Genomic DNA, 19,425 nt, shown 5'->3' with positions numbered 1-19,425 from the left:
CCTCTTTCTGGCAGGCTTATGCGCGAAGCGCTCTTCATCGGACACACCTATATCGACGTAACCGTGTTGGCGGACCGCTGGCCCACCGGCGACGAGAAGAGCGTGGCGCGGGACTACGCCGTGTCCTTCGGCGGCAACGCGGTCACCGCCGCGTTCGCCTGCGGGCGGCTGGGCACGCCGCCCGATCTGATCTGTTCGCTGGCGACCGACTGGCTGGGCCATATGTACTCCGACATGGCCGCGGCGCATGGCGTGTCGTTGCACGTGCGCCAGGTGCGTCGCTCTTCCTTGTCCTTCATCATGCCCAACCAAGGCAAGCGCGCGATCGTGCGCGCGCGCGATGCGGATTACCTGAACGATTTCCCGCGCCTGGACATCCGCGGCTACCGCGCGCTGCACCTGGACGGGCATCAACCCGACGCCGCCCTGCATTACGCGCGGGCCTGCCGGGAAGCCGGCGTGCTGACTTCGCTGGATGGCGGAAGCTTGCGCGAGAACACCGATGAGCTGCTGCGCTACATCGACGTGGCCGTCTGCGCGGAACGCATGTGCGAACAGCTGGGCCTGTCGCCGCAGGGCCTGCTGGACCTGCTCAAGGCCCGCGGCTGCCGCATCGGCGCCGTCACCATGGGCGAGCGCGGCATGCTCTGGTACGACGAAACGGGCGCGGTCGATACGCTGCCGTCGCTGGACGTGCCAGGGACAAGCATCGTCGACACCTCGGGGGCGGGCGACGTGTTCCACGGCGCCTATGTCTGGTCCTACCTGAACCGCCCGGAACAGCCCTGGTCGGAACACTTCATTTTTGCCAGGGCCGCGTCCGCCCACAAGATCCAGCACCTGGGCAACGAGGCTGGCCTGCCGCAGGTCGAGGACGTGGAGCGCGCGATGATGGCTTATGGGCCGAAGGCCTGAGCCGTCCGGATGTCCGACGCGAGCCCGTGAGGGCGGTGGAAACGCCGCCGCAGCCAGGCGGCGCGCAGCGAGTCAGGCCCGTTCTATCGCCTGGTCCCGGATCTCGCCCACCCAGTCATCGATATTCCTGCCCTTCAGCACCAGCCCCGGCGCCAGGTCCCGCAGCGGCAGCAGGACGAAGGCGCGCAGGTGCATGCGGGGGTGGGGCAGCGACAGGCGCTCGTGGTCCATCGCGACGTCGCCGTAAAGCAGCAGGTCCAGGTCCAGGGTGCGGGGCGCGTTCTTGTAGGGGCGCTGGCGGCCGTGGCGGTTTTCCAGGGCCTGCAGCGCGTCCAGCAAGGCCAGCGGCGCAAGATGGGTATCCACCGCCGCCACCGCGTTGATGAAATCCGGGCCGGCGGCTTCCACGGGAGCGCTGCGGTAGAACGGCGAGGCTTTCACCGCCACGACGCCCTCCAGGCCCCGCAATTCGGCCAGGACCTGGCGCAGCGTGGCCGCGCCGTCGCCGAGATTGGCGCCCAGGCCGATGTAGGCGCGCGCGGGAACGGGCGCCACGGGTCAGCCCGCGCTGGGCGCGCCGCGCGAGGACGAGCGCCGCGGGCGGCGGCGCTTGCGCGGCGCGGGCGCGTCGCCGGCATCGCGCGGCTGGCGCGCGATTTCCTCGATCATGTCCGCGCGGGTGACGTCGTCGGCGTTGGCCAGGTCCATCCACCATTGCGCCAGCACGCTGTCGAATTCGCCGGCGGCGGCGCGCAATTGCAGGAAGTCGCAGGCCGCGCGGAAGCGCGGCTGTTCGATCATGCGGAAGATGCTCTTGCCCATGCGGCGCTCGAAGCGCGGCTGCATGAACCAGATCTCGCGCATGTCGGACGAAAAGCGGCGCTGGATGGCAAGTTTCTCGGTCTGTTCGTCCAGGACCGAGTCCGCGGCCTGGGACAGCGCGGGGATGGTGTGCTCGCCCTGGGCGCGCAACTGCTTCCAACGCACGTCCACCTGCTGCCACAGCAGCGCGGCGAAAAGAAAGCTCGGGCTGATGGTCTTGCCCGAACGCACGCGCGCGTCCGTGCGTTCCAGCGCCAGCTCCACGAAATGCTCGCCGCCGGGCTGTTCCAGCACGACGTCCAGGAGCGGCAGCAGGCCCTTGTGCAGACCGTCCGCGCGCAGCTGGCGCAGGCAGTCCATGGCATGCCCGCAGGTCAGCAGTTTGAGCATTTCGTCGAACAGGCGCGAGGCCGGCACGTTCTCGATCAGGTCGGCCATCGTCCCGATCGGCTGGCGCGTGGCCGGGTCGATCGAACCGTTGAGCTTGGCGGCGAAGCGCACGGCCCGCAGCATGCGGACCGGGTCTTCGCGGTAGCGCTTGGCGGGATCGCCGATGATGCGGATCTGGCGCTTCTTCAGGTCGGCCACGCCGTTGTGGTAGTCGATGACTTCCTCGGTGTGAGGATCGTAGTACAGCGCGTTCATCGTGAAGTCGCGCCGCTTGGCGTCTTCTTCCTGCGTGCCGAATACGTTGTCGCGCAGGATGCGGCCGTGTTCGTCGGTCTCCTGGTCTTCCGAGGCGGGCGCGCGGAAGGTGGAGGTTTCGATGATCTCCTGGCCGAACACCACATGCACCAGCTGGAAGCGGCGGCCAATGATGCGGGCGCGGCGGAACAGCGGGCGGATCTCCTCGGGCGTGGCGTTGGTGGCCACGTCGAAGTCCTTGGGTTCCAGGCCCACGATCAGGTCGCGCACCGCGCCGCCGACGATATAGGCTTCATAGCCGTGCTGGCGTAAAACTTCGCAGACCTTGATCGCGTGGCGAGATACGTTGCGGCGGTCGATGCCGTGTTTGTCGCGCGCGATGCGCAACGGCCCCCGGGGCGCCGGCGCGAACAGTCGGCCGACGAATTTTCTTATGGTTTCAGTGATCATTTAGGACTTCGCATCTTCCATGTGGTCGAACAAGTCGATCACTTGCCAACCGCGTTCCTGGGCGATCTTGCGCAGGGTGGGGCTGGGGTTCGCGGCGATCGGACGGGTCACTTTCTCGAGCAGCGGGACATCATTCACCGAATCGCTATAGAAAAACGATTCCGAGAAATCCGCAAGCCCCAGGCTCATGCCGGCCAGCCAGTCGTTGACGCGCACGACCTTGCCTTCCTTGAAGCTGGGGGTGCCCAGGATGCGGCCGGTGTAGCGGCCGCGCAGGTATTCGGCATCCGTCGCCACGAGGTGCGGCACGCCGAAGGCGCGGGCGATGGGGGCGGTGACGAAGCTGTTGGTGGCGGTGACGACCGCGCACAGATCGCCGGCTTCCAGGTGGGCCTGGACCAGTTCGCGCGCGGCGGGCGTCATGGATGGGCGGATCACCTCGTCCATGAAGGCTTCGTGCCAGGCGGCCAGGTCGTAGGGAGTGTGCGCGGCCAGCAGGCCGAGCATGAATTCGGCGGCCTGTTCGGCCGTCAGTTCGCCGCGGTTGTAGCGGTCCATCAGATCGTCGTTGCGGCGGCGGGCTTCGTCGGGATCGCCCGCGCGGCCCGTGCGTGCCAGATAGTCGGCCCATTGGTAGTCGCTATCGAGCGGCAACAGGGTGTGATCCAGGTCGAACAGGGCGAGACGTCGGGAGGTCATTTGCGTTGCGAATCAGGGTCTGCGAGCATGGCGCGCAGCAGGGGCAGGGTGATGGGACGGCCGGTGGCCAGGGAATAGCGGTCGAGCGCGTCGATCAGCGTCGCCAGCTTGCGGATGTCGCGCTCGTGGTGCGTGAGCATCCAGTTGATGATTTCCGGCGCCAGGTGCATGCCGCGCTCGGCCGCCTGGGCGGACAGGGCGGCCAGCTTGTCCGCGTCGGACAGCGGGTCCAGGCGGAACACCAGGTCCCAGCCCAGGCGCGTGCGCAGGTCTTCGCGCAGCGGCATGGACAGCGGGGCGCGGTCGCCCGCGAGCGCCAGCGCGAAGGCGCGGCCCGTCGCGGCGGATTCGCGCCAGCGGTTGTACAGGGCGAACAGGGCCGCCTGGCGGCTGTCGTCCATGCGGTGCACGTCATCGACCGCCACGAACTTGGGCATGGGCGATTTGGAGTCGGCCTCGGCCAGGCGGCGCAGCATGTTCTCGCCGGTGGCCGCGTCGATGTAGACGGCGTCGCGGCGGGCGGTCAGGGCGCGCAGCAGGTGGCTGCGGCCGCAACCCGCCGCGCCCCAGATGTACAGGGCGCGGCCGGGCGCGAGCGCGCGCACGGCGGCGAGCGCTTCTCCGTTGGGGCCGGCGATATAGTTGTTCAGCGATGGCGCTGGCGCGGGAAGAACGTCGAGCAGCAGCTGGCGGTTCATGAGAGCTTATCAATCAGGCTTTTTCGGAGCACCCGAAAACCAACGCCGCGAGTCCACATAGCGGGTTTCCGCGAGCGGCATGCCGGGCAGCGCCGCCGGGTGCCGAAAAGCCAAAAAACGGTAGTACAAGGGCCGGAAGCCGGGCGCGATGCGAGCCGAAACAGGGCCGCGTCGGGCTTCAGCCGCCAGAAACTGGCAAAATCAATACCGGCGAACCCTACACTTTAAACCACCTGAGGGGGCAGTGTCGCGTCGGGACCCATGGGCCGGCCTGGCTTTGCGCGGTTCCTGCCGTCCCTGGCCGGGCCGCTTTCGCGGCCCCCCGGCGGGGGCAATCCCTGCTAGAGCCCGCAACATCGTAAAATGCGGGGCGTTCCACCCAAATCCCAGCAATTGTTACATACCCCACGGCATTTCTCATGACGAATCAACCTACCGCCCCTCTGACCTACCGCGATGCCGGTGTCGACATCGACGCAGGCGACGCCCTGGTCGACCGTATCAAACCGCTTGCGGCCCGCACCATGCGTGCCGGCGTGCTGGCCGGTATCGGCGGCTTCGGCGGCTTGTTCGAAGTGCCGAAGACATTCAAGGAACCCGTGCTGGTCTCGGGCACCGACGGCGTGGGCACGAAGCTGCGCCTGGCGTTCGACTGGAATCGCCACGACACCGTGGGGATCGACCTGGTCGCCATGAGCGTCAACGACATCCTGGTGCAGGGCGCGGAACCGCTGTTCTTCCTGGATTATTTCGGCTGCGGCAAGCTCTCGGTGGACACGGCGGCGTCGGTGGTGGGCGGCATCGCCAAGGGTTGCGAGCTGTCGGGCTGCGCGCTGATCGGCGGTGAAACCGCCGAAATGCCGGGCATGTACCCCGACGGCGAGTACGACCTGGCCGGTTTCGCGGTGGGCGCGGTCGAAAAGTCCGCCATCATCACCGGCAAGTCGATCAAGACGGGCGACGTGGTGCTGGGCCTGGCCTCCAGCGGCGCGCACTCCAACGGCTACTCGCTGCTGCGCAAGATCCTCGAGCGCGCCAACGCCAAGCCCGACGACGACTTCCACGGCCAGCCGCTGGTCGACGTCGTCATGGCGCCGACGCGCATCTACGTGAAGCAGGTGCTGGCCGCGCTGGCCAAGCACGGCGCCAGCATCAAGGGCCTGGCCCACATCACGGGCGGCGGCCTGCTGGACAACGTGCCGCGCATCCTGCAACCCGGCCTGGCGGCCCAGCTGCACCGCGCCAACTGGGAAATGCCCAAGCTGTTCCAATGGCTGCAGGAGCAGGGCGGCGTCGAGGACACCGAAATGTACCGCGTCTTTAACTGCGGCATCGGCATGGTGCTGGTCGTGGATCCGGCCGAGGCGGAGGCCATCGCGGCCACGCTGCGCGAGCAGGGCGAAACGGTGAGCACGCTGGGTGAAATCGTCGAGCAGAAGGAAGGCATGGCGCAGACCTTCGTGGTGTAAGCCCCGGCCGCCCCAGTAAAAAGAACCGCTCTCGTGGCGGTTTTTTCATTGCGGCCGGCGCGGCTGGCTAGCCGTGGCCCGCCAGCGCGATCGCCACCGCATCGATGGTCTGCGCCACGGCGTCCGCGGCCAGGCAATCCACGATGACGCGCTCGGGCTGCGCGCGCAGCCAGGTGATCTGGCGCTTGGCCAGCTGGCGCGTGGCGGCAATGCCTTGTTCCCTGGCGGCGGCCAGGTCGATTTCGCCGTCCAGGTGCGCCCACATCTGCCGGTAGCCCACGCAACGCACGGAAGGCAGGCCCGGATGCAGGTCGGCCCTGGCGTGCAGGCCGCGCACTTCGTCGAGAAAGCCGCTCGCCAGCATGGCGTCGAAACGCTGCGCGATGCGCGCGTGCAGGGCGGCGCGATCGGAGGGCTCCAGGCTGATGGTGAGGTACTGATTGCCGCTGTCGTCGCGCTGGCGCCGGCCGCGCAGCAGCAGGGCGGACATGGGCTGACCCGACAGCCGGCAGATCTCCAGCGCGCGCTGGATGCGCTGGCTGTCGTTGGGCGCCAGGCGGGCGGCGGTCGCGGGATCCAGCCGGGCCAGTTCCGCATGCAGCGCGGGCCAGCCCAGGACGGCCGCGCGGGCCTCCAGCTCGGCGCGCAGCGCCGGATCGGCCTGGGGCAGGTCGTCCAGGCCGTCGCGCAGCGCCTTGTAGTACATCATGGTGCCGCCCGCCAGGAGCGGGATGCGGCCGCGCGCGCGGATTTCGTCGATCAGGCGCAGGGCGTCCGCGACGAACTCGGCGGCGGAGTACGACTGGACGGGGTCCAGGATGTCCAGCAGGTGCTGCGGAACGCGCGCCTGTTCTTCGGGCGACGGCTTGGCCGTGCCGATGTCCATGCCGCGGTAGATCGTGGCGGAATCGACATTGACGATTTCCAGCGGCCAGCGTTGCGCCAGCGCCAGCGTGGACGCGCTCTTGCCGGCCGCGGTGGGGCCGGCAAGGCAGATGACCGGCTGGCCGGCGGAGGTTGGAGCGGGAGACGACAAGCCTATTGCCCGCGCAGGAAGAGCTTGTCCAGGTCGGACACCGACCACTGTACCCAGGTCGGGCGGCCATGGTTGCACTGGTCGGCGCGCTCGGTGGCTTCCATCTGGCGCAGCAACGCATTCATTTCTTCGAGGGTGAGCTTGCGGTTGGCGCGCACCGAGCCGTGGCAGGCCATGGTGGACAGCAATTCGTTGCGCTGCTCGGTCAGCAGGCGCGAGACCCCCACGGCGCCCAGGTCGCGCAGCACGGCGCGCGCCAGGGTTTCGATGTCGCCGCGCGCCAGGATGGCCGGCACGGAGCGCACGGCGATGGAGGTCGGGCCGGACGGGCGCATCTCGAATCCCAGCCCGTTCAACTGCTCTTCGAACTCTTCGACCAGGGCCACGTCCTTTTCCTGCGCATGGAACACCACGGGCACCAGCAAGTCCTGGCGCGGCAGGCTGCGCGCGTCCAGCGCCTGCTTGAGCTGTTCGTACACGACGCGTTCATGCGCGGCGTGCATGTCCACCAGCACCATGCCCCGCCGGTTCTGCGCCAGGATGTAGATGCCGTGCAACTGGCCCAGGGCCATGCCCAGCGGGTGTTCCTCATCCGCCGGCATGGCGGCCGGCGCGGCCGCCGCGGGGGCGGGCTCGCGCAGCGGCGCGGCCTTGACCGCCGTGTCGTCGCCGAGCGGGCGGTAGAGCGATTGCCAGTCCGCCGCGGGAATGCCGGCGGGTTCGGCGTGCAGCCGGAAGGGAACCTGGGTATGCGGGCGTTGCGGCGCGGGCGATGGGCGCAGGCCGTAGGGCGCGCCGCCATTGCCCGCATTGCCGCCATAGGAAGTCCTGGGCGGATCCGCCGGCAGGGGGGCGGAAGGCGAGGGCGCGGGGGCGGGCTGGGCCGCCGTTTCGAATCCAGCGTCGTCCTCCTGGCCGGCAGGCGTGACCGCGGCCGAACCGCCGGTCTGCGCCAGCGTCTGGCCGACCGCATGGGAAACGAAACGGTGCACGGCGCCGCTGTCGCGGAACCGCACCTCGTGCTTGGCGGGGTGGACGTTCACGTCCACCGCGGCCGGGTCGATGTCCAGGAACAGCACGTAGGCCGGCTGGCGGTCCCCGTGCAGCACGTCCGCGTACGCGGCGCGCAGCGCGTGGCTGACGGTGCGGTCGCGCACGTAGCGGCCGTTCACGTACAGGTACTGGCGGTCGGCGCGCGCGCGGGCGGCGGTGGGCCGGGTGATCATGCCGGCGAGGCTGACGTTGCCCACCGAATGCGACAGCAGCAGACCGTGTTCGGCGAATTCCGCGCCCAGCACGTCGCGGATGCGCTGGGGCGGCTCGGCGGGCAGCCATTGGCGCTGCGCGCGATCGTGATGGAACAGGCGGAACGCGATCTGCGGATGCGCCAGCGCGATGCGTTCCATGGCGTCGACGCAATGGCCGAATTCCGTGGCCTCGGAACGCAGGAACTTGCGGCGGGCCGGCACGGCGTCGAAGAGCTGGCGCACGTCGACCGTGGTGCCCACCGGGCCCGACGCGGGGCTGACCTGCATGCTGCCCGCATCGATCTGCCAGGCGTGTTCGCCGTCGCGCGTGCGGGAAATGATGGTCACCTGGGCCACCGAGGCGATGGACGCCAGCGCTTCGCCCCGGAAGCCCATCGAGGCGACCGATTCCAGTTCGTCCAGCGATCGGATCTTGCTGGTGGCGTGGCGCGCCAGGGCCAGCGGCAGTTCGTCGGGCGGGATGCCGCCGCCGTCGTCCGTGACGGCGATGCGGCGGATGCCGCCGCCCTCCAGCCGCACTTCGATCGCGCGCCCGCCCGCGTCGATCGCGTTCTCGAGGATTTCCTTGAGCACGGAGGCGGGCCGCTCGATGACCTCGCCGGCGGCGATCTGGCTGATCAGCAGGTCGGGAAGCGCGAGAATGGAGCGGCGTTCGGTCATGTTGCTGGCGGTTTCTGGCATGGCTATCCGGATGATTTTAGCGTCATGGGCGGGTGGGCTATAGTCGCTGACACTTATTCCGTTCCCACAGCAGGATTGCTTCGATGCTCGAATTCTTCAATATGGTGCTCCATATCGACCAGACGCTGGGCGTCTGGGTCGAACAGTATGGCGTATGGGTGTACCTGGTGCTGTTCCTGATCGTCTTTGCCGAGACGGGGCTGATCATCCTGCCCTTCCTGCCGGGGGATTCGCTGCTGTTCATCGCCGGGGCCTTCGGCGCGACCGGCCATATCGATCCGTTCCTGATGGCGGCCCTGCTGATCATTGCGGCGATCACCGGCAATACGGTGAACTACGCCGTAGGGCGTTACATCGGGCCCCGGGTGTTCTCGATGAACCTGCGCTTTCTCGACCGCGGCGCCTTGATGCGCACGCACGCGTTCTATGAGAAGCACGGAGGCAAGACCATCGTGATGTCGCGCTTCATTCCGGTCATCCGGACGTTCGCGCCGTTCGTGGCAGGCGTGGCCGACATGCCGCTGGCCCGCTTCCAGCTGTTCAATATCATGGGCGCGCTCTTGTGGGTGATCAGCCTGGTGGCCGCGGGCTATTTCTTCGGCAATATCCCGTTGGTGCGGGAACACCTGAACACCATCGTATTGCTGGGCCTGGCCGCGGCCATCGTGCCGGTGATCGGGGCGGGGCTGTTCAAGCTCTTCAAGGCGCGCCGCGGCGCCCGTTGAATGCGGTCCGCGCCACGGCGCGGCGGCAAAAGAAAAAAGGCGATGCGCATCTCCCGCGCATCGCCTTTTTTATCGCCGGGGCCGGCCGGGCAACGAAACGGCTTCAGCTCACGTCGCCCAGCCGCGCGAGCGGCGGATTGGCGGTGAAGTAACGCTGGATGCCCGTCATCATGGCTTGCGCCAGCTTGTCCTGGTGCGAGGAACTGCGCAGCAGGGCTTCTTCCTGCGGATTACTGATGAAGGCGGTCTCGACCAGCACCGACGGAATGTCCGGCGCCTTCAGCACGGCGAAGCCGGCCTGTTCGACGCTGTTCTTGTGCAGGCGGTTGATCTTCTTGATTTCGTCCAGGAAGGCGCTGCCGACCTTCAGCGAGTCGTTGATCTGCGCGGTGGTGGACAGGTCCAGCAGCACCTTCGCCACCTGGCGGTCGTGGCTGCCCAGGTTGACGCCGCCGATCAGGTCGGCCGCGTTTTCCTTGTCGGCCATCCAGCGCGCCTGCGTGCTGGTGGCGCCGCGCTGCGACAGCGCGAACACCGAGGATCCGTTGGCCGAGGGCTTGATCCAGGCGTCGGCGTGGATGGAAATGAAGAGGTCCGCGCGCACGCGGCGGGCCTTCTGCACGCGCACGTGCAGGGGCACGAAGTAGTCGTCGTCGCGCGTGAGATAGGCGCGCATATAGGGCTGGCTGTCGATCAGCGCCTTCAGGCGCCGGGCGATGCGCAGCACCACGTCTTTCTCGCGCAGGCCGCTGCTGCCGATGGCGCCCGGATCCTCGCCGCCGTGGCCAGGGTCCAGCGCGATGGTCAGCATGCGCTGCTTGCCGCGGCTGGCGGTGGCCGGCGGAGGCTTGGGCGTGGACGGCAGGGCGGGGGCGGGCTGCTGGCCCTGGACGCGGGGCGGCTCGGGCGGGTCGGCGCGGGTTACAGGGTTGCGCTGGATATCTTCCAGGATGCGCGCCAGCGGATCGTCCACGTCGGGGCCGCTTTGCTTGTTCAGGATGGCGATCAGCGGGTCCTGGGCGATTTTCGGGTACAGATCCAGCACCAGGCGGTACTGGTAGTCGGCCACCGGCTTCAGCGTGAACACCTGCGGCGCCACGGGCTGCTTCAGGTCGAACACCAGGCGCACCACGTTCGGACGGTTCTGCGCCACGCGCAGGCTCTGGATATAAGGGTCGTCAGGGCGGACCTTGGAAACCAGGTCGTTCAGGGCGGCGCTGATGGTCAGTCCCTCAATATCCACCACGAGGCGGTGAGGATTTTCCAGCGTGAACTGTTCGGCCTTGAGCTCGCTGTCGAGCTCGAGCGTAACCCGGGTGTATTCGTCGGCCGGCCAGGTGCGAACGGCCAGGATCGTCGCCGCCTGGGCCAGGCGGGGCAGGACCGGCAGGACGAGCAGGGTGGCTGCGACGCTGATCAGGCGGCGCCGGGTGGCGCCTGCCGAGGGGAGGGCGCCGCTGAGGGCGGGGGGACAATCGCGTTCAACCATGTTTGTCCTCGAGCGGTGTACGCGGTCAGGGTGGCGTCGCGTCCTTCGCCTGCATAGGCTAGGGAAATCAGCAGGTCGGGCGGGGGCAAAAGGCCCTCTGCCCGCTCCGGCCATTCGATCAAAACGACCGCGTCGTCACGCAGCAAATCCCGGAATCCTGCGTCCAACCATTCGCGCGAATCACTAAATCTATAAAAATCAAGGTGATAGAAGTATAAGTTAGAAACTTTATAGGATTCAAGCAGCGCGTAGCTCGGACTTTTGATTCGCCCGGTGATGCCGCATTCGCGCAACAGCGCCCGGGTGAAGGCCGTTTTCCCCGCGCCGAGGTCCCCCTGGAGGTGGATGCAGCCGCCCGCCTGCCCCGTTTGCCGGCCGGACACCAGGGGGGCGAGCTGCCGCGCCAGCGCTTCCGTGGCGGCTTCGTCGGGCAGGTGCGAGGTCAGGCTGCAGAGAGGGGCGGACATGGCGCTGGGCGAGTGGTAAAAATGGTGGAGGAAACACGGATGTACGCGCAATTATAGGAATGCGGGTTTCTGCTAATCTAGTAGTGATTTTCATTCTCAATATTACCGTTGCCGGCGCGCGACCGCCGGCCGCCATCGACGTTGCCACGGAGTTGCACGCGCCATGAAGACCCGCATCGAAAAAGACACGTTTGGCCCGATTGAAGTGCCTGAAGACCATCTTTGGGGCGCCCAGACGCAGCGCTCGCTGCATTTCTTCGCGATTTCCACCGAAAAGATGCCGGCGCCCCTGGTCGAAGCGATGGCGCGCCTGAAGCGGGCGGCGGCCAAGGTCAACGCCGACCTGGGCGAACTGGACCCCAAGATCTCCGATGGCATCGTCCGCGCCGCCGACGAAGTGATTGCCGGCAAATGGCCGGGCGAGTTCCCGCTGTCGGTCTGGCAGACCGGTTCGGGGACCCAGAGCAACATGAACATGAACGAGGTGCTGGCCAACCGCGCCTCCGAGCTGCTGGGCGGCGTGCGCGGCGAAGAGCGCAAGGTGCATCCGAACGATCACGTGAACCGCGGACAGTCGTCCAACGACACCTTCCCGACCGCCATGCACGTCGCTGCCGCCGTGCAGGTGGAGCACCACCTGCTGCCCGCGCTGAAGGCGCTGCGCGCCACGCTGGCCGCCAAGAGCGCGGACTTCTATGACATCGTCAAGATCGGCCGCACGCACTTGCAGGACGCAACCCCGCTGACCCTGGGCCAGGAGCTTTCGGGCTATGTGGCCCAGCTGGACCTGGCGGAGCAGCAGATCCGCGCCACCCTGCCTGGCCTGCACCAGCTGGCCATCGGCGGCACCGCCGTGGGCACCGGCCTGAACGCGCATCCGCAATTCAGCGCCAAGGTGGCGGCTGAACTGGCGCACGCCACCGGCACGGCCTTCGTGTCGGCGCCCAACAAGTTCCAGGCGCTGGCTTCGCACGAAGCGCTGCTGTTCGCGCACGGCGCGCTGAAGTCGCTGGCGGCCGGCCTGATGAAGATCGCCAACGACGTGCGCTGGCTGTCCAGCGGCCCGCGTTCGGGCCTGGGCGAGATCAGCATTCCCGAGAACGAGCCGGGCAGTTCGATCATGCCGGGCAAGGTCAACCCTACGCAATGCGAAGCCATCACGATGCTGGCCGCGCAGGTGCTGGGCAACGACGTGGCGATCAACATCGGCGGCGCCAGCGGCAATTTCGAACTGAACGTGTACAAGCCGCTGGTGATCCACAATTTCCTGCAGTCGGTGCGCCTGCTGACGGACGGCATGGCCAGCTTCGACAAGCATTGCGCCGCGGGCATCGAGCCCAATCGCGAGCGCATCGCCGAACTGGTGGATCGTTCGTTGATGCTGGTTACGGCGCTGAATCCCCACATCGGCTACGACAAGGCCGCGCAGATCGCGAAGAAGGCGCACAAGGAAGGCCTGTCGTTGAAGGAGTCGGCGCTAGCGCTGGGCTACCTGACCGAAGAGCAGTTCGCCGAATGGGTCGTGCCGGCAGCCATGACGAATAAATAGAAGTAGCCCCCACGCTGCGCGCGCTCTGCGCGCTTGCTGCCCCCCGAGGGGGCTGGCCCGCCTAGGGGCGGCCCGGCGGCGGGCCGGCCATTCTTGCGGAGGCTGTGAATGCTTCCATGGTGCGCGCGCTCTGCGCGCTTGCTGCCCCCCGAGGGGGCTGGCCCGCCTAGGGGCGGCCCGGCGGCGGGCCGGCCATTCTTGCGGAGGCTGTGGATGCTTCCATGGTGCGCGCGCTCTGCGCGCTTGCTGCCTCCCGAGGGGGCTGGCCCGCCTTGGGGCGGCCCGGCGGCGGGCCGGCCATTCTTGCGGAGGCTGTGGATGCTTCCATGGTGCGCGCGCTCTGCGCGCTTGCTGCCTCTCGAGCGCCTTATCCCGCGATCAGCAGCCACAGGGGGATCGACAGCGCGGAAAACAGCGTGCCCAGCGATATCAGCACCGCCACCATGCGGCCGTCGCCGCCCATGCGCATCGCCAGCACATAGGCTGCGGAGGCCGTGGGCAGGGCGGCAAACAGCAGGAGCATCCGCGCCTCCAGGGGGGGCAGGCCCAGCAGGCCCGCCACCAGCCAGGCGACGGCGGGCAGCGCCACGAGCTTTACCGCCAGCATCCACGCGATCAGCGCGCCATGGCCCTTGCCGCCTTCCCAGGACAGGCTTGCTCCCACGCAGATGATGCCCAGCGCGATGGCTGCCGCGCCCAGGCGGGCCAGCACCGTGTCCACGGGGCCCGGCAGGTGCAGGCCGGCCAGGTTGCAGGCCAGGCCCAGCAAGGTGGAGATCAGGAGCGGATTGCGCGCCAGCTCGCGGAACAGGTTGCCGCCGCTGTGGCGGGCAAGCCCGTAGACTGCGGCCAGATTGGCCATCGGCACGGCGAAGCCGACGATCAAGGCCATGACCGTCTGGCCCTGCGAGCCGCCCAGGCTGGCCGACAGGGCCAGGCCGATATAGGTATTGAAGCGGTAGCCGCACTGCGCCGACGAGGCCAGTGCCAGCGAAGCGGGCCGCAGCGCCAGGCCGGCCAGCCAGGACAGCGCGACGCCCGAGCCGATGACGGCCGCGGTGGCCTGCAGCAGCATGGCCGCGTTCCCGGCCGTGATGGGGGTGCGGATGATGGACTGGAACAGCAGGGCGGGGAAGAGGACGAAGTAGACCAGCCGCTCCGTGCCGGCGAAGAACTCCCGGGAGAAACCCAGTTTGTGACGCAGCGCCCAACCGAGAGCGACCAGCAGAAAATCAGGGAAAACCAGGAGTGCTACCGACATGGGCGAGTACGAATTGATGGGCGTCAACCGGGAATCGGCACGCTATGCGACTGTAAGCATTTGCTGCTATTCTCCGTCATTCCGGCGGCCGCGTGTGCCACAAGCAACCTACAAAAGCGGTGCGATTCGACCCGTACCCACGCAGCGCGCCGCCGTCATCAATTGCTGACCCGTCCACAGGCGGGCACATCACATACGGGCCGTTTACATGCGGGCCCGCAAAATTGGAGGAAACACTTCTATGAACAAAGTCCGCTCCCTGGCCGTGGCCATCGCCGTGGCCGCCGGCGCTGCCGGTACCTTCGGCGCCTCCGTCGCGCACGCCGCCGACAAGTACCCGAGCAAGGCCATCCGCGTCATCGTTCCGTTTGCGCCTGGCGGTTCCACCGACATCATCGCGCGCCTCGTGACGCAGCGCATGAGCCAGGAACTGGGCCAGCCCATGGTCGTGGAAAACAAGGGCGGCGCAGGCGGCGCCATCGGCGCGTCCGAAGCCGCGCGCGCCGATGCCGACGGCTACACCTTGTCCATCGCCACTGTGTCGACGATGGCCGTGAACCCCGCCTGCCGTCCCAACGACCTGCCCTACGATCCGATCAAGGATTTCCAGCCGGTCACCAACTTCGCCAACACCGCCAACGTCGTGGCCGTGAATCCGAAGTTCCCCGCCAAGGATTTCAAGGGCTTCCTGGAAGAGCTGAAGAAGAATCCGGGCAAGTACTCCTATGGCAGCTCGGGCACCTGCGGCGTGCTGCACCTGATGGGCGAATCCTTCAAGATGGCTACCGGCACGGATATCGTGCACGTGCCGTACAAGGGCTCGGGCCCGGCCGTGGCCGACGCCGTCGGCGGCCAGATCGAAATCATCTTCGACAACCTGCCGTCGTCGATGCCGCAGATCCAGGCGGGCAAGCTGCGCGCCATGGCCATCGCGTGGCCGGACCGCATCGAAGCCATCAAGGACGTTCCCACGTTCAAGGATGCCGGCTTCCCCGTGCTGAACCAGCCGGTCTGGTACGGCCTGCTGGCCCCGAAGGGCACGCCCATGGAAGTCGTGAACAAGCTGCGTGACGCGGCCGTCGTGGCCCTGAAGGACCCGAAGGTCATCAAGGCGCTGGACGACCAGGGCTCGGCGCCGTCGGGCAACACGCCCGAGGAATTCGCCAAGGAAATCAAGGAGCAGTACGACTGGGCGAAGGACGTCGTGAAGAAGCAGAACATCAAGCTGGACTGATGTCGCCTGGGGCGGGCCAGGCCCGTCCATGGCAAAACAACGGGCGCCTTCGGGCGCCCGTTGTTCTGTTGCGGGCCGGAGCCTTCAGGCGGGGCTGTCGAGCGCCGCCTGGCGCGCTTCGCAACCGGCCTTCAGCCGTTCGATCAGGTCGCGGTGCAGGGCGGACAGGGGATCCTGGTTGCGCACCATGATGCTGATGGGCACGCGCAGCGCCGGTTCCAGGCGGCGCAGGTTCATGCCGGGACGCAGCATCGCCTGGCCCGTGATCGCATCCACGATGGCGTCGCCGCAGCCTGCCTCGACCAGCGCGCAGGCCACATAGTGGGTCTGCACCTGGATGGCGACCTGCGGATCCAGGCCCTGCGCATCCAGCGCCATCTGCAGCAGGGCGCCGGAGGCGTCGCTCGCGTCCAGCACGATCAGCGTGTCGCCCGCCATGGCCGACACCTCCGTCAGCCTGAGCGGCCCCGAACCGGGCTTGCGGCTCAGGTGCACGAGCTCGGTGTGGCCCAGGCCCATGCGCGTGAGGCCCGGATAGTCGTTCGTGTCGAAAGTGATGGCCAGGTCCAGCTCGCGCGTCAGCAGGCCCTGGACGAGTTCGGCGCTGTGATGCGTGTGGATGTCGAAAGTGATGCCGGGCTGCGCATCGCGGCTGTCGCGCACCACGCCCGGCAGCAGCCCCAGGCCCAGCGCGGGGGCGCAGCCCAGCCGCAAGTGCCCGTTGGGCCGGTCGCGCAGGCTGGCCGCCAGCCGGCGCACGCTGTTCAGATCCTGGTTCAGGCGCGCGACTTCAGGGGTGAGGATCTCGGCTTCGCGGGTGGCGACCAGCCGGCCCTTTACGCGTTCGAATAGCTTGAAACCCAACTGGGCCTCGGCGTGCGCCAGCAGCTTGCTGGCGGCGGGCTGCGAAATGTGCAGCGCGGCCGCGGCCTCGGTCAGGGATCCGGTGCGGCGGATCGCTTCGAAAATCTCGATGTGACGCAGGCGCATGGCACGACGTGGGCAATGGACGGAAACCGGGATTCTATGCCGGATGCGCCGGCCGGATGCGTTGATATGATGGACGCCTGCCGGAATGCCGGCGCACATCGGAGTTCCTCATGCGCGCACCCAGTCACGTCGCCGCGATCCTGCTTGCCGCCGCGATGGCCGCCATGCCCGCCGCCTGGGCGCGGACGCCGCCGGCGGCCGAGGACCTCAACCCGGAGGCCGCCACCGGCACGCAGGCCCGGCAACTGGCGCGGGCATCGCGCTTCATGATGGTGTCGGCCAATCCGCTCGCGACGCAGGCCGGCGATGACATGTTGCGCCGGGGCGGCAGCGTCGTGGATGCGGCCATTGCGACCCAGCTGGTGTTGAACCTGGTGGAGCCGCAATCCTCCGGCATCGGCGGCGGCGCGTTCATGGTGCTGTATACGGCAGGCAACGGCCGCATGCAAACCTACGACAGCCGCGAGACGGCGCCCGCGGCGGCCCGCGAGGACCGCTTCCTGGACGCCCAGGGCAAGCCCCTGCCGTTCGCGCAGGCCGTCAACAACGGCATGTCGGTGGCCGTGCCCGGCCTGCTGCGCGGATTGGAGCTGGCGCACAAGGAGCACGGCGTGCTGCCCTGGGCCGATCTGTTCCAGCCCGCGATCCGGCTGGCCGAGCAGGGCTTCGCCGTCTCCCCGCGCCTGCACAAATTGCTGGCGGGCAACAAGGCGCTGCCCGCGCAGCCGGCGGCGGCCGCCTATTTCTACGCGCCGGACGGCACGGCGTGGCCAGTCGGCCACGTGCTGAAGAACCCGGAATTCGCGCGCACACTGCGGGCGGTGGCGGAGCAGGGCGCGGACGCGTTCTACCAGGGCGAGATCGCCCATGACATCGTCGCCGCCGTGCATGGGCACGCCGTGCCGGGCGACCTGAGCCTGGCCGACCTGGCCGCCTACCGCGCCCTGAAGCGTCCGCCCATTTGCGGCGACTACCGCGGCTACCGGCTGTGCGGCATGGGGCCGCCCAGCAGCGGGCCCATCGCGGTGCTGCAGATGCTGGGCGAACTGGAGCAGTTTCCCATCGGCCGCTATGCGCCGGGCAGCGTCGAGGCCGTGCACTATTTCTCCGAGGCGGGCAGGCTGGCCTTCGCCGACCGCGACTTCTACGTCGCCGATCCGGCCTACGCGCCGGTGCCGGTGAGCGCCTTGCTGAACCCGGCCTACCTGCGCGCGCGCGGCGCCCTGATCCGGCCGGACCGGAGCATGAAGGTGGCGCTGCCAGGCGATCCGGAAGGCAAGCTCCTGTCGCTGGGCAAGGACAATGCGCTCGAGCTGCCGTCGACCAGCCACCTGGTGGCGGTCGACGCCCAGGGCAATGCGCTGAGCATGACGACCACCATCGAAAGCGAATTCGGCAGCAAGATCTTCGTGCGCGGCTTTCTGCTGAACAACGAGATGACGGATTTTTCCTCGTCCTACCGGGATCCCGAAGGCAGGCTGGTGGCCAACCGGATCGAGCCCGGCAAGCGTCCGCGCAGCGCGATGGCGCCGATGATCGTGCTGCGCGACGGCAAGCCCTATCTGCTGGTGGGATCCCCCGGCGGCAGCGCCATCATCAACTACGTGGCCAAGACATTGGTGGGCGTGCTGGATTGGGGCCTGGACATCCAGGCCGCCATCGCCCTGCCCAACATGGGCAGCCGCAACAAGGACACCGAACTCGAGAAGGGAACGCCGCTGGAGGCCCTGGCTCCCGCGCTGGAGCGCATGGGGCACCCCGTGCGCATCACCGATTTTCCCAGCGGCATCCATGGCATCGTGATCGGCCCGGACGGACTGCAAGGCGGGGTGGACCCGCGCCGCGAAGGCCTGGCGCGGGGCGGCTGACGCGAAACGCCGGGCGTAATGCGAGCCCCGCGCCGCGCCAGCCTACCGCCCCGGCGGGAGCTTGCGCAGTGTGGCGGGAGTGCGCGACAGCTTGATGGGGGAGCCGACCCCGCGGTAGCCGCCTTGCTCCAGCACCATGCCGCGATGCCGGGTGTGCGGATGCGCCAGCGCCTGGTCCACCGTCAGCACGGCGGCAGCGGGCACGCCGCTGCGCAGCAGGCGGTCGGCCAGCGCGGCCGCGTCGTGCCCGGCCAGCAGCGCGGACAGGTCGTCGCGCAGGGCCTGGCGGTTGCGCAGGCGGTCCGCGTTGGCGGCATAGCGCGGGTCCTCGGCCAGCGCCGGCGCTTCCAGCGCCTGCGCCAGCTGCGCGAATTGCCGGTTGTTGCCCACCGCCAGGAATATCGGGCCGGTGGCCGTGGGGAGAGTTTCGTAGGGGGCGATGTTCGGGTGCGCGTTGCCGCTGCGCGCGGGCACCTTGCCGCTGTAGAAGTAGTTCGGCGCATGTGGATGCAGCAGCGACAGGGCGCAGTCGTACAGCGTGATGTCGAGGAACTGGCCCAGGCCGCTGCGGCCGCGCTCGTTCAGCGCCAGCAGGATGGCTACCGCCGCGTTCAGGCCCGTCACCATGTCCACCACCGGCAGGCCGACGCGGGTGGCTTCTCCCTCCGCCTCGCCGTTCACGCTCATGAGGCCGCACATGGCCTGGGCGCAGGCGTCGTAGCCGGGCAGGCCGCCCAGCGGCCCATCGGATCCGAAGCCGCTGACCCGGCAATGGATCAGCGCCGGGAACTCCCGGCTCAGGGTGTCGTACCCCAGGCCCCATTTTTCGAGCGTGCCGGGCTTGAAATTCTCGACCAGCACGTCGGCGTCGGCCAGCAGGCGGCGCAGCAGTTCCTGGCCCGCCTCCTGGGACAGGTCCAGCGTCATGCCTTCCTTGTTGCGGTTCACGCCGATGAAGTAGGACGCGGTGTCGCCCAGGAAGGGCGGGCCCCAGCCCCGCGTTTCGTCGCCGCCGGGCGGCTCGATCTTGAGCACGTCGGCGCCGTGGTCGCCCAGGATCTGCGTGCAATAGGGGCCGCCCAGCACGCGGGACAGGTCGATCACCTTGCAGCCGGCCAGGGCGCCGGCGTTGGGTAGGGTTGCAGCCATGAGGGATCCG

General features: G+C 68.3%; 17 protein-coding genes. 6 read left to right on the top strand and 11 right to left on the bottom strand.

Annotated elements, in window-relative coordinates; translation table 11 throughout:
* Positions 1-18: 18 nt before the first annotated feature.
* Positions 19-915, top strand: a complete 897-nt coding sequence (locus ACN6PJ_RS06925) for a sugar kinase (protein ID WP_427995137.1) — start codon at positions 19-21, stop codon at positions 913-915.
* A 72-nt stretch (positions 916-987) separates the two neighbouring features.
* On the opposite strand, the gene ACN6PJ_RS06920 is transcribed toward ACN6PJ_RS06925, so the two are convergent.
* Genes ACN6PJ_RS06920 through hda form a run of 4 tightly spaced genes read right to left on the bottom strand, consistent with a single transcriptional unit; the run spans position 988 to position 4,229 of the window.
* Positions 988-1,470, bottom strand: a complete 483-nt coding sequence (locus ACN6PJ_RS06920; protein ID WP_427995136.1) for a 2-amino-4-hydroxy-6-hydroxymethyldihydropteridine diphosphokinase — start codon at positions 1,468-1,470, stop codon at positions 988-990.
* A 3-nt stretch (positions 1,471-1,473) separates the two neighbouring features.
* Positions 1,474-2,832 (bottom strand): polynucleotide adenylyltransferase PcnB, encoded by a 1,359-nt coding sequence (gene pcnB / locus ACN6PJ_RS06915; RefSeq protein WP_427995135.1) that lies wholly within the window; start codon positions 2,830-2,832, stop codon positions 1,474-1,476.
* On the bottom strand, positions 2,833-3,531 hold the full coding sequence (locus tag ACN6PJ_RS06910; protein ID WP_427995134.1) for an HAD family hydrolase: 699 nt from the start codon (positions 3,529-3,531) through the stop codon (positions 2,833-2,835).
* Positions 3,528-4,229, bottom strand: coding sequence for a DnaA regulatory inactivator Hda (gene hda / locus ACN6PJ_RS06905; RefSeq protein WP_427995133.1), 702 nt, complete (start codon positions 4,227-4,229; stop codon positions 3,528-3,530). The genes ACN6PJ_RS06910 and hda overlap by 4 nt, the downstream gene beginning before the upstream one ends.
* 419 nt (positions 4,230-4,648) lie before the next feature.
* On the opposite strand from hda, the gene purM reads away from it, so the two are divergent.
* The gene (gene purM / locus ACN6PJ_RS06900; protein ID WP_043542463.1) at positions 4,649-5,698 is read left to right on the top strand and encodes a phosphoribosylformylglycinamidine cyclo-ligase; all 1,050 of its coding nucleotides are present in this window, start codon (positions 4,649-4,651) and stop codon (positions 5,696-5,698) included.
* A 67-nt stretch (positions 5,699-5,765) separates the two neighbouring features.
* Here purM and miaA read toward each other — a convergent pair whose 3' ends face one another.
* On the bottom strand, positions 5,766-6,734 hold the full coding sequence (miaA, locus tag ACN6PJ_RS06895) for a tRNA (adenosine(37)-N6)-dimethylallyltransferase MiaA (RefSeq protein ID WP_427995132.1): 969 nt from the start codon (positions 6,732-6,734) through the stop codon (positions 5,766-5,768).
* A 2-nt stretch (positions 6,735-6,736) separates the two neighbouring features.
* Positions 6,737-8,662: a DNA mismatch repair endonuclease MutL gene (gene mutL / locus ACN6PJ_RS06890; RefSeq protein WP_427995258.1), complete on the bottom strand. Its 1,926-nt coding sequence runs from the start codon at positions 8,660-8,662 to the stop codon at positions 6,737-6,739.
* 104 nt (positions 8,663-8,766) lie between these two features.
* Between mutL and ACN6PJ_RS06885 the strand changes: the two genes are divergently transcribed.
* The gene (locus ACN6PJ_RS06885) at positions 8,767-9,408 is read left to right on the top strand and encodes a VTT domain-containing protein (RefSeq protein WP_081954978.1); all 642 of its coding nucleotides are present in this window, start codon (positions 8,767-8,769) and stop codon (positions 9,406-9,408) included.
* Between the two features lie 103 nt (positions 9,409-9,511).
* On the opposite strand, the gene ACN6PJ_RS06880 is transcribed toward ACN6PJ_RS06885, so the two are convergent.
* Entirely contained in the window at positions 9,512-10,897 is a 1,386-nt protein-coding gene (locus ACN6PJ_RS06880) for an N-acetylmuramoyl-L-alanine amidase (protein WP_427995131.1), read from the bottom strand.
* Complete coding sequence (gene tsaE, locus ACN6PJ_RS06875; protein ID WP_427995130.1) at positions 10,825-11,364, bottom strand: tRNA (adenosine(37)-N6)-threonylcarbamoyltransferase complex ATPase subunit type 1 TsaE; 540 nt, start codon at positions 11,362-11,364, stop codon at positions 10,825-10,827. Before tsaE ends, ACN6PJ_RS06880 begins: the two co-directional genes overlap by 73 nt.
* A gap of 163 nt (positions 11,365-11,527) precedes the next feature.
* Here tsaE and fumC point away from each other — a divergent pair, with 163 nt between their 5' ends.
* Complete coding sequence (fumC, locus tag ACN6PJ_RS06870) at positions 11,528-12,913, top strand: class II fumarate hydratase (protein WP_427995129.1); 1,386 nt, start codon at positions 11,528-11,530, stop codon at positions 12,911-12,913.
* A gap of 367 nt (positions 12,914-13,280) precedes the next feature.
* Here fumC and ACN6PJ_RS06865 read toward each other — a convergent pair whose 3' ends face one another.
* The gene (locus tag ACN6PJ_RS06865; protein ID WP_427995128.1) at positions 13,281-14,174 is read right to left on the bottom strand and encodes an AEC family transporter; all 894 of its coding nucleotides are present in this window, start codon (positions 14,172-14,174) and stop codon (positions 13,281-13,283) included.
* A 241-nt stretch (positions 14,175-14,415) separates the two neighbouring features.
* On the opposite strand from ACN6PJ_RS06865, the gene ACN6PJ_RS06860 reads away from it, so the two are divergent.
* Entirely contained in the window at positions 14,416-15,408 is a 993-nt protein-coding gene (locus ACN6PJ_RS06860; protein ID WP_427995127.1) for a tripartite tricarboxylate transporter substrate binding protein BugE, read from the top strand.
* Positions 15,409-15,492: 84 nt separating this feature from the next.
* Here the strand turns inward: ACN6PJ_RS06860 and ACN6PJ_RS06855 are convergent, their stop codons facing one another.
* The gene (locus ACN6PJ_RS06855; RefSeq protein ID WP_427995126.1) at positions 15,493-16,398 is read right to left on the bottom strand and encodes a LysR family transcriptional regulator; all 906 of its coding nucleotides are present in this window, start codon (positions 16,396-16,398) and stop codon (positions 15,493-15,495) included.
* A gap of 110 nt (positions 16,399-16,508) precedes the next feature.
* On the opposite strand from ACN6PJ_RS06855, the gene ggt reads away from it, so the two are divergent.
* Positions 16,509-18,266 (top strand): gamma-glutamyltransferase, encoded by a 1,758-nt coding sequence (ggt, locus tag ACN6PJ_RS06850; RefSeq protein WP_427995125.1) that lies wholly within the window; start codon positions 16,509-16,511, stop codon positions 18,264-18,266.
* A gap of 42 nt (positions 18,267-18,308) precedes the next feature.
* Here ggt and ACN6PJ_RS06845 read toward each other — a convergent pair whose 3' ends face one another.
* The gene (locus ACN6PJ_RS06845; protein WP_427995124.1) at positions 18,309-19,415 is read right to left on the bottom strand and encodes a CaiB/BaiF CoA transferase family protein; all 1,107 of its coding nucleotides are present in this window, start codon (positions 19,413-19,415) and stop codon (positions 18,309-18,311) included.
* Between the last annotated feature and the right edge of the window lie 10 nt (positions 19,416-19,425).

Source organism: Achromobacter sp. (genome assembly GCF_050285585.1).
GTDB lineage: Bacteria > Pseudomonadota > Gammaproteobacteria > Burkholderiales > Burkholderiaceae_B > Achromobacter.
This window is presented reverse-complemented; position numbering and strand designations above follow the sequence as displayed.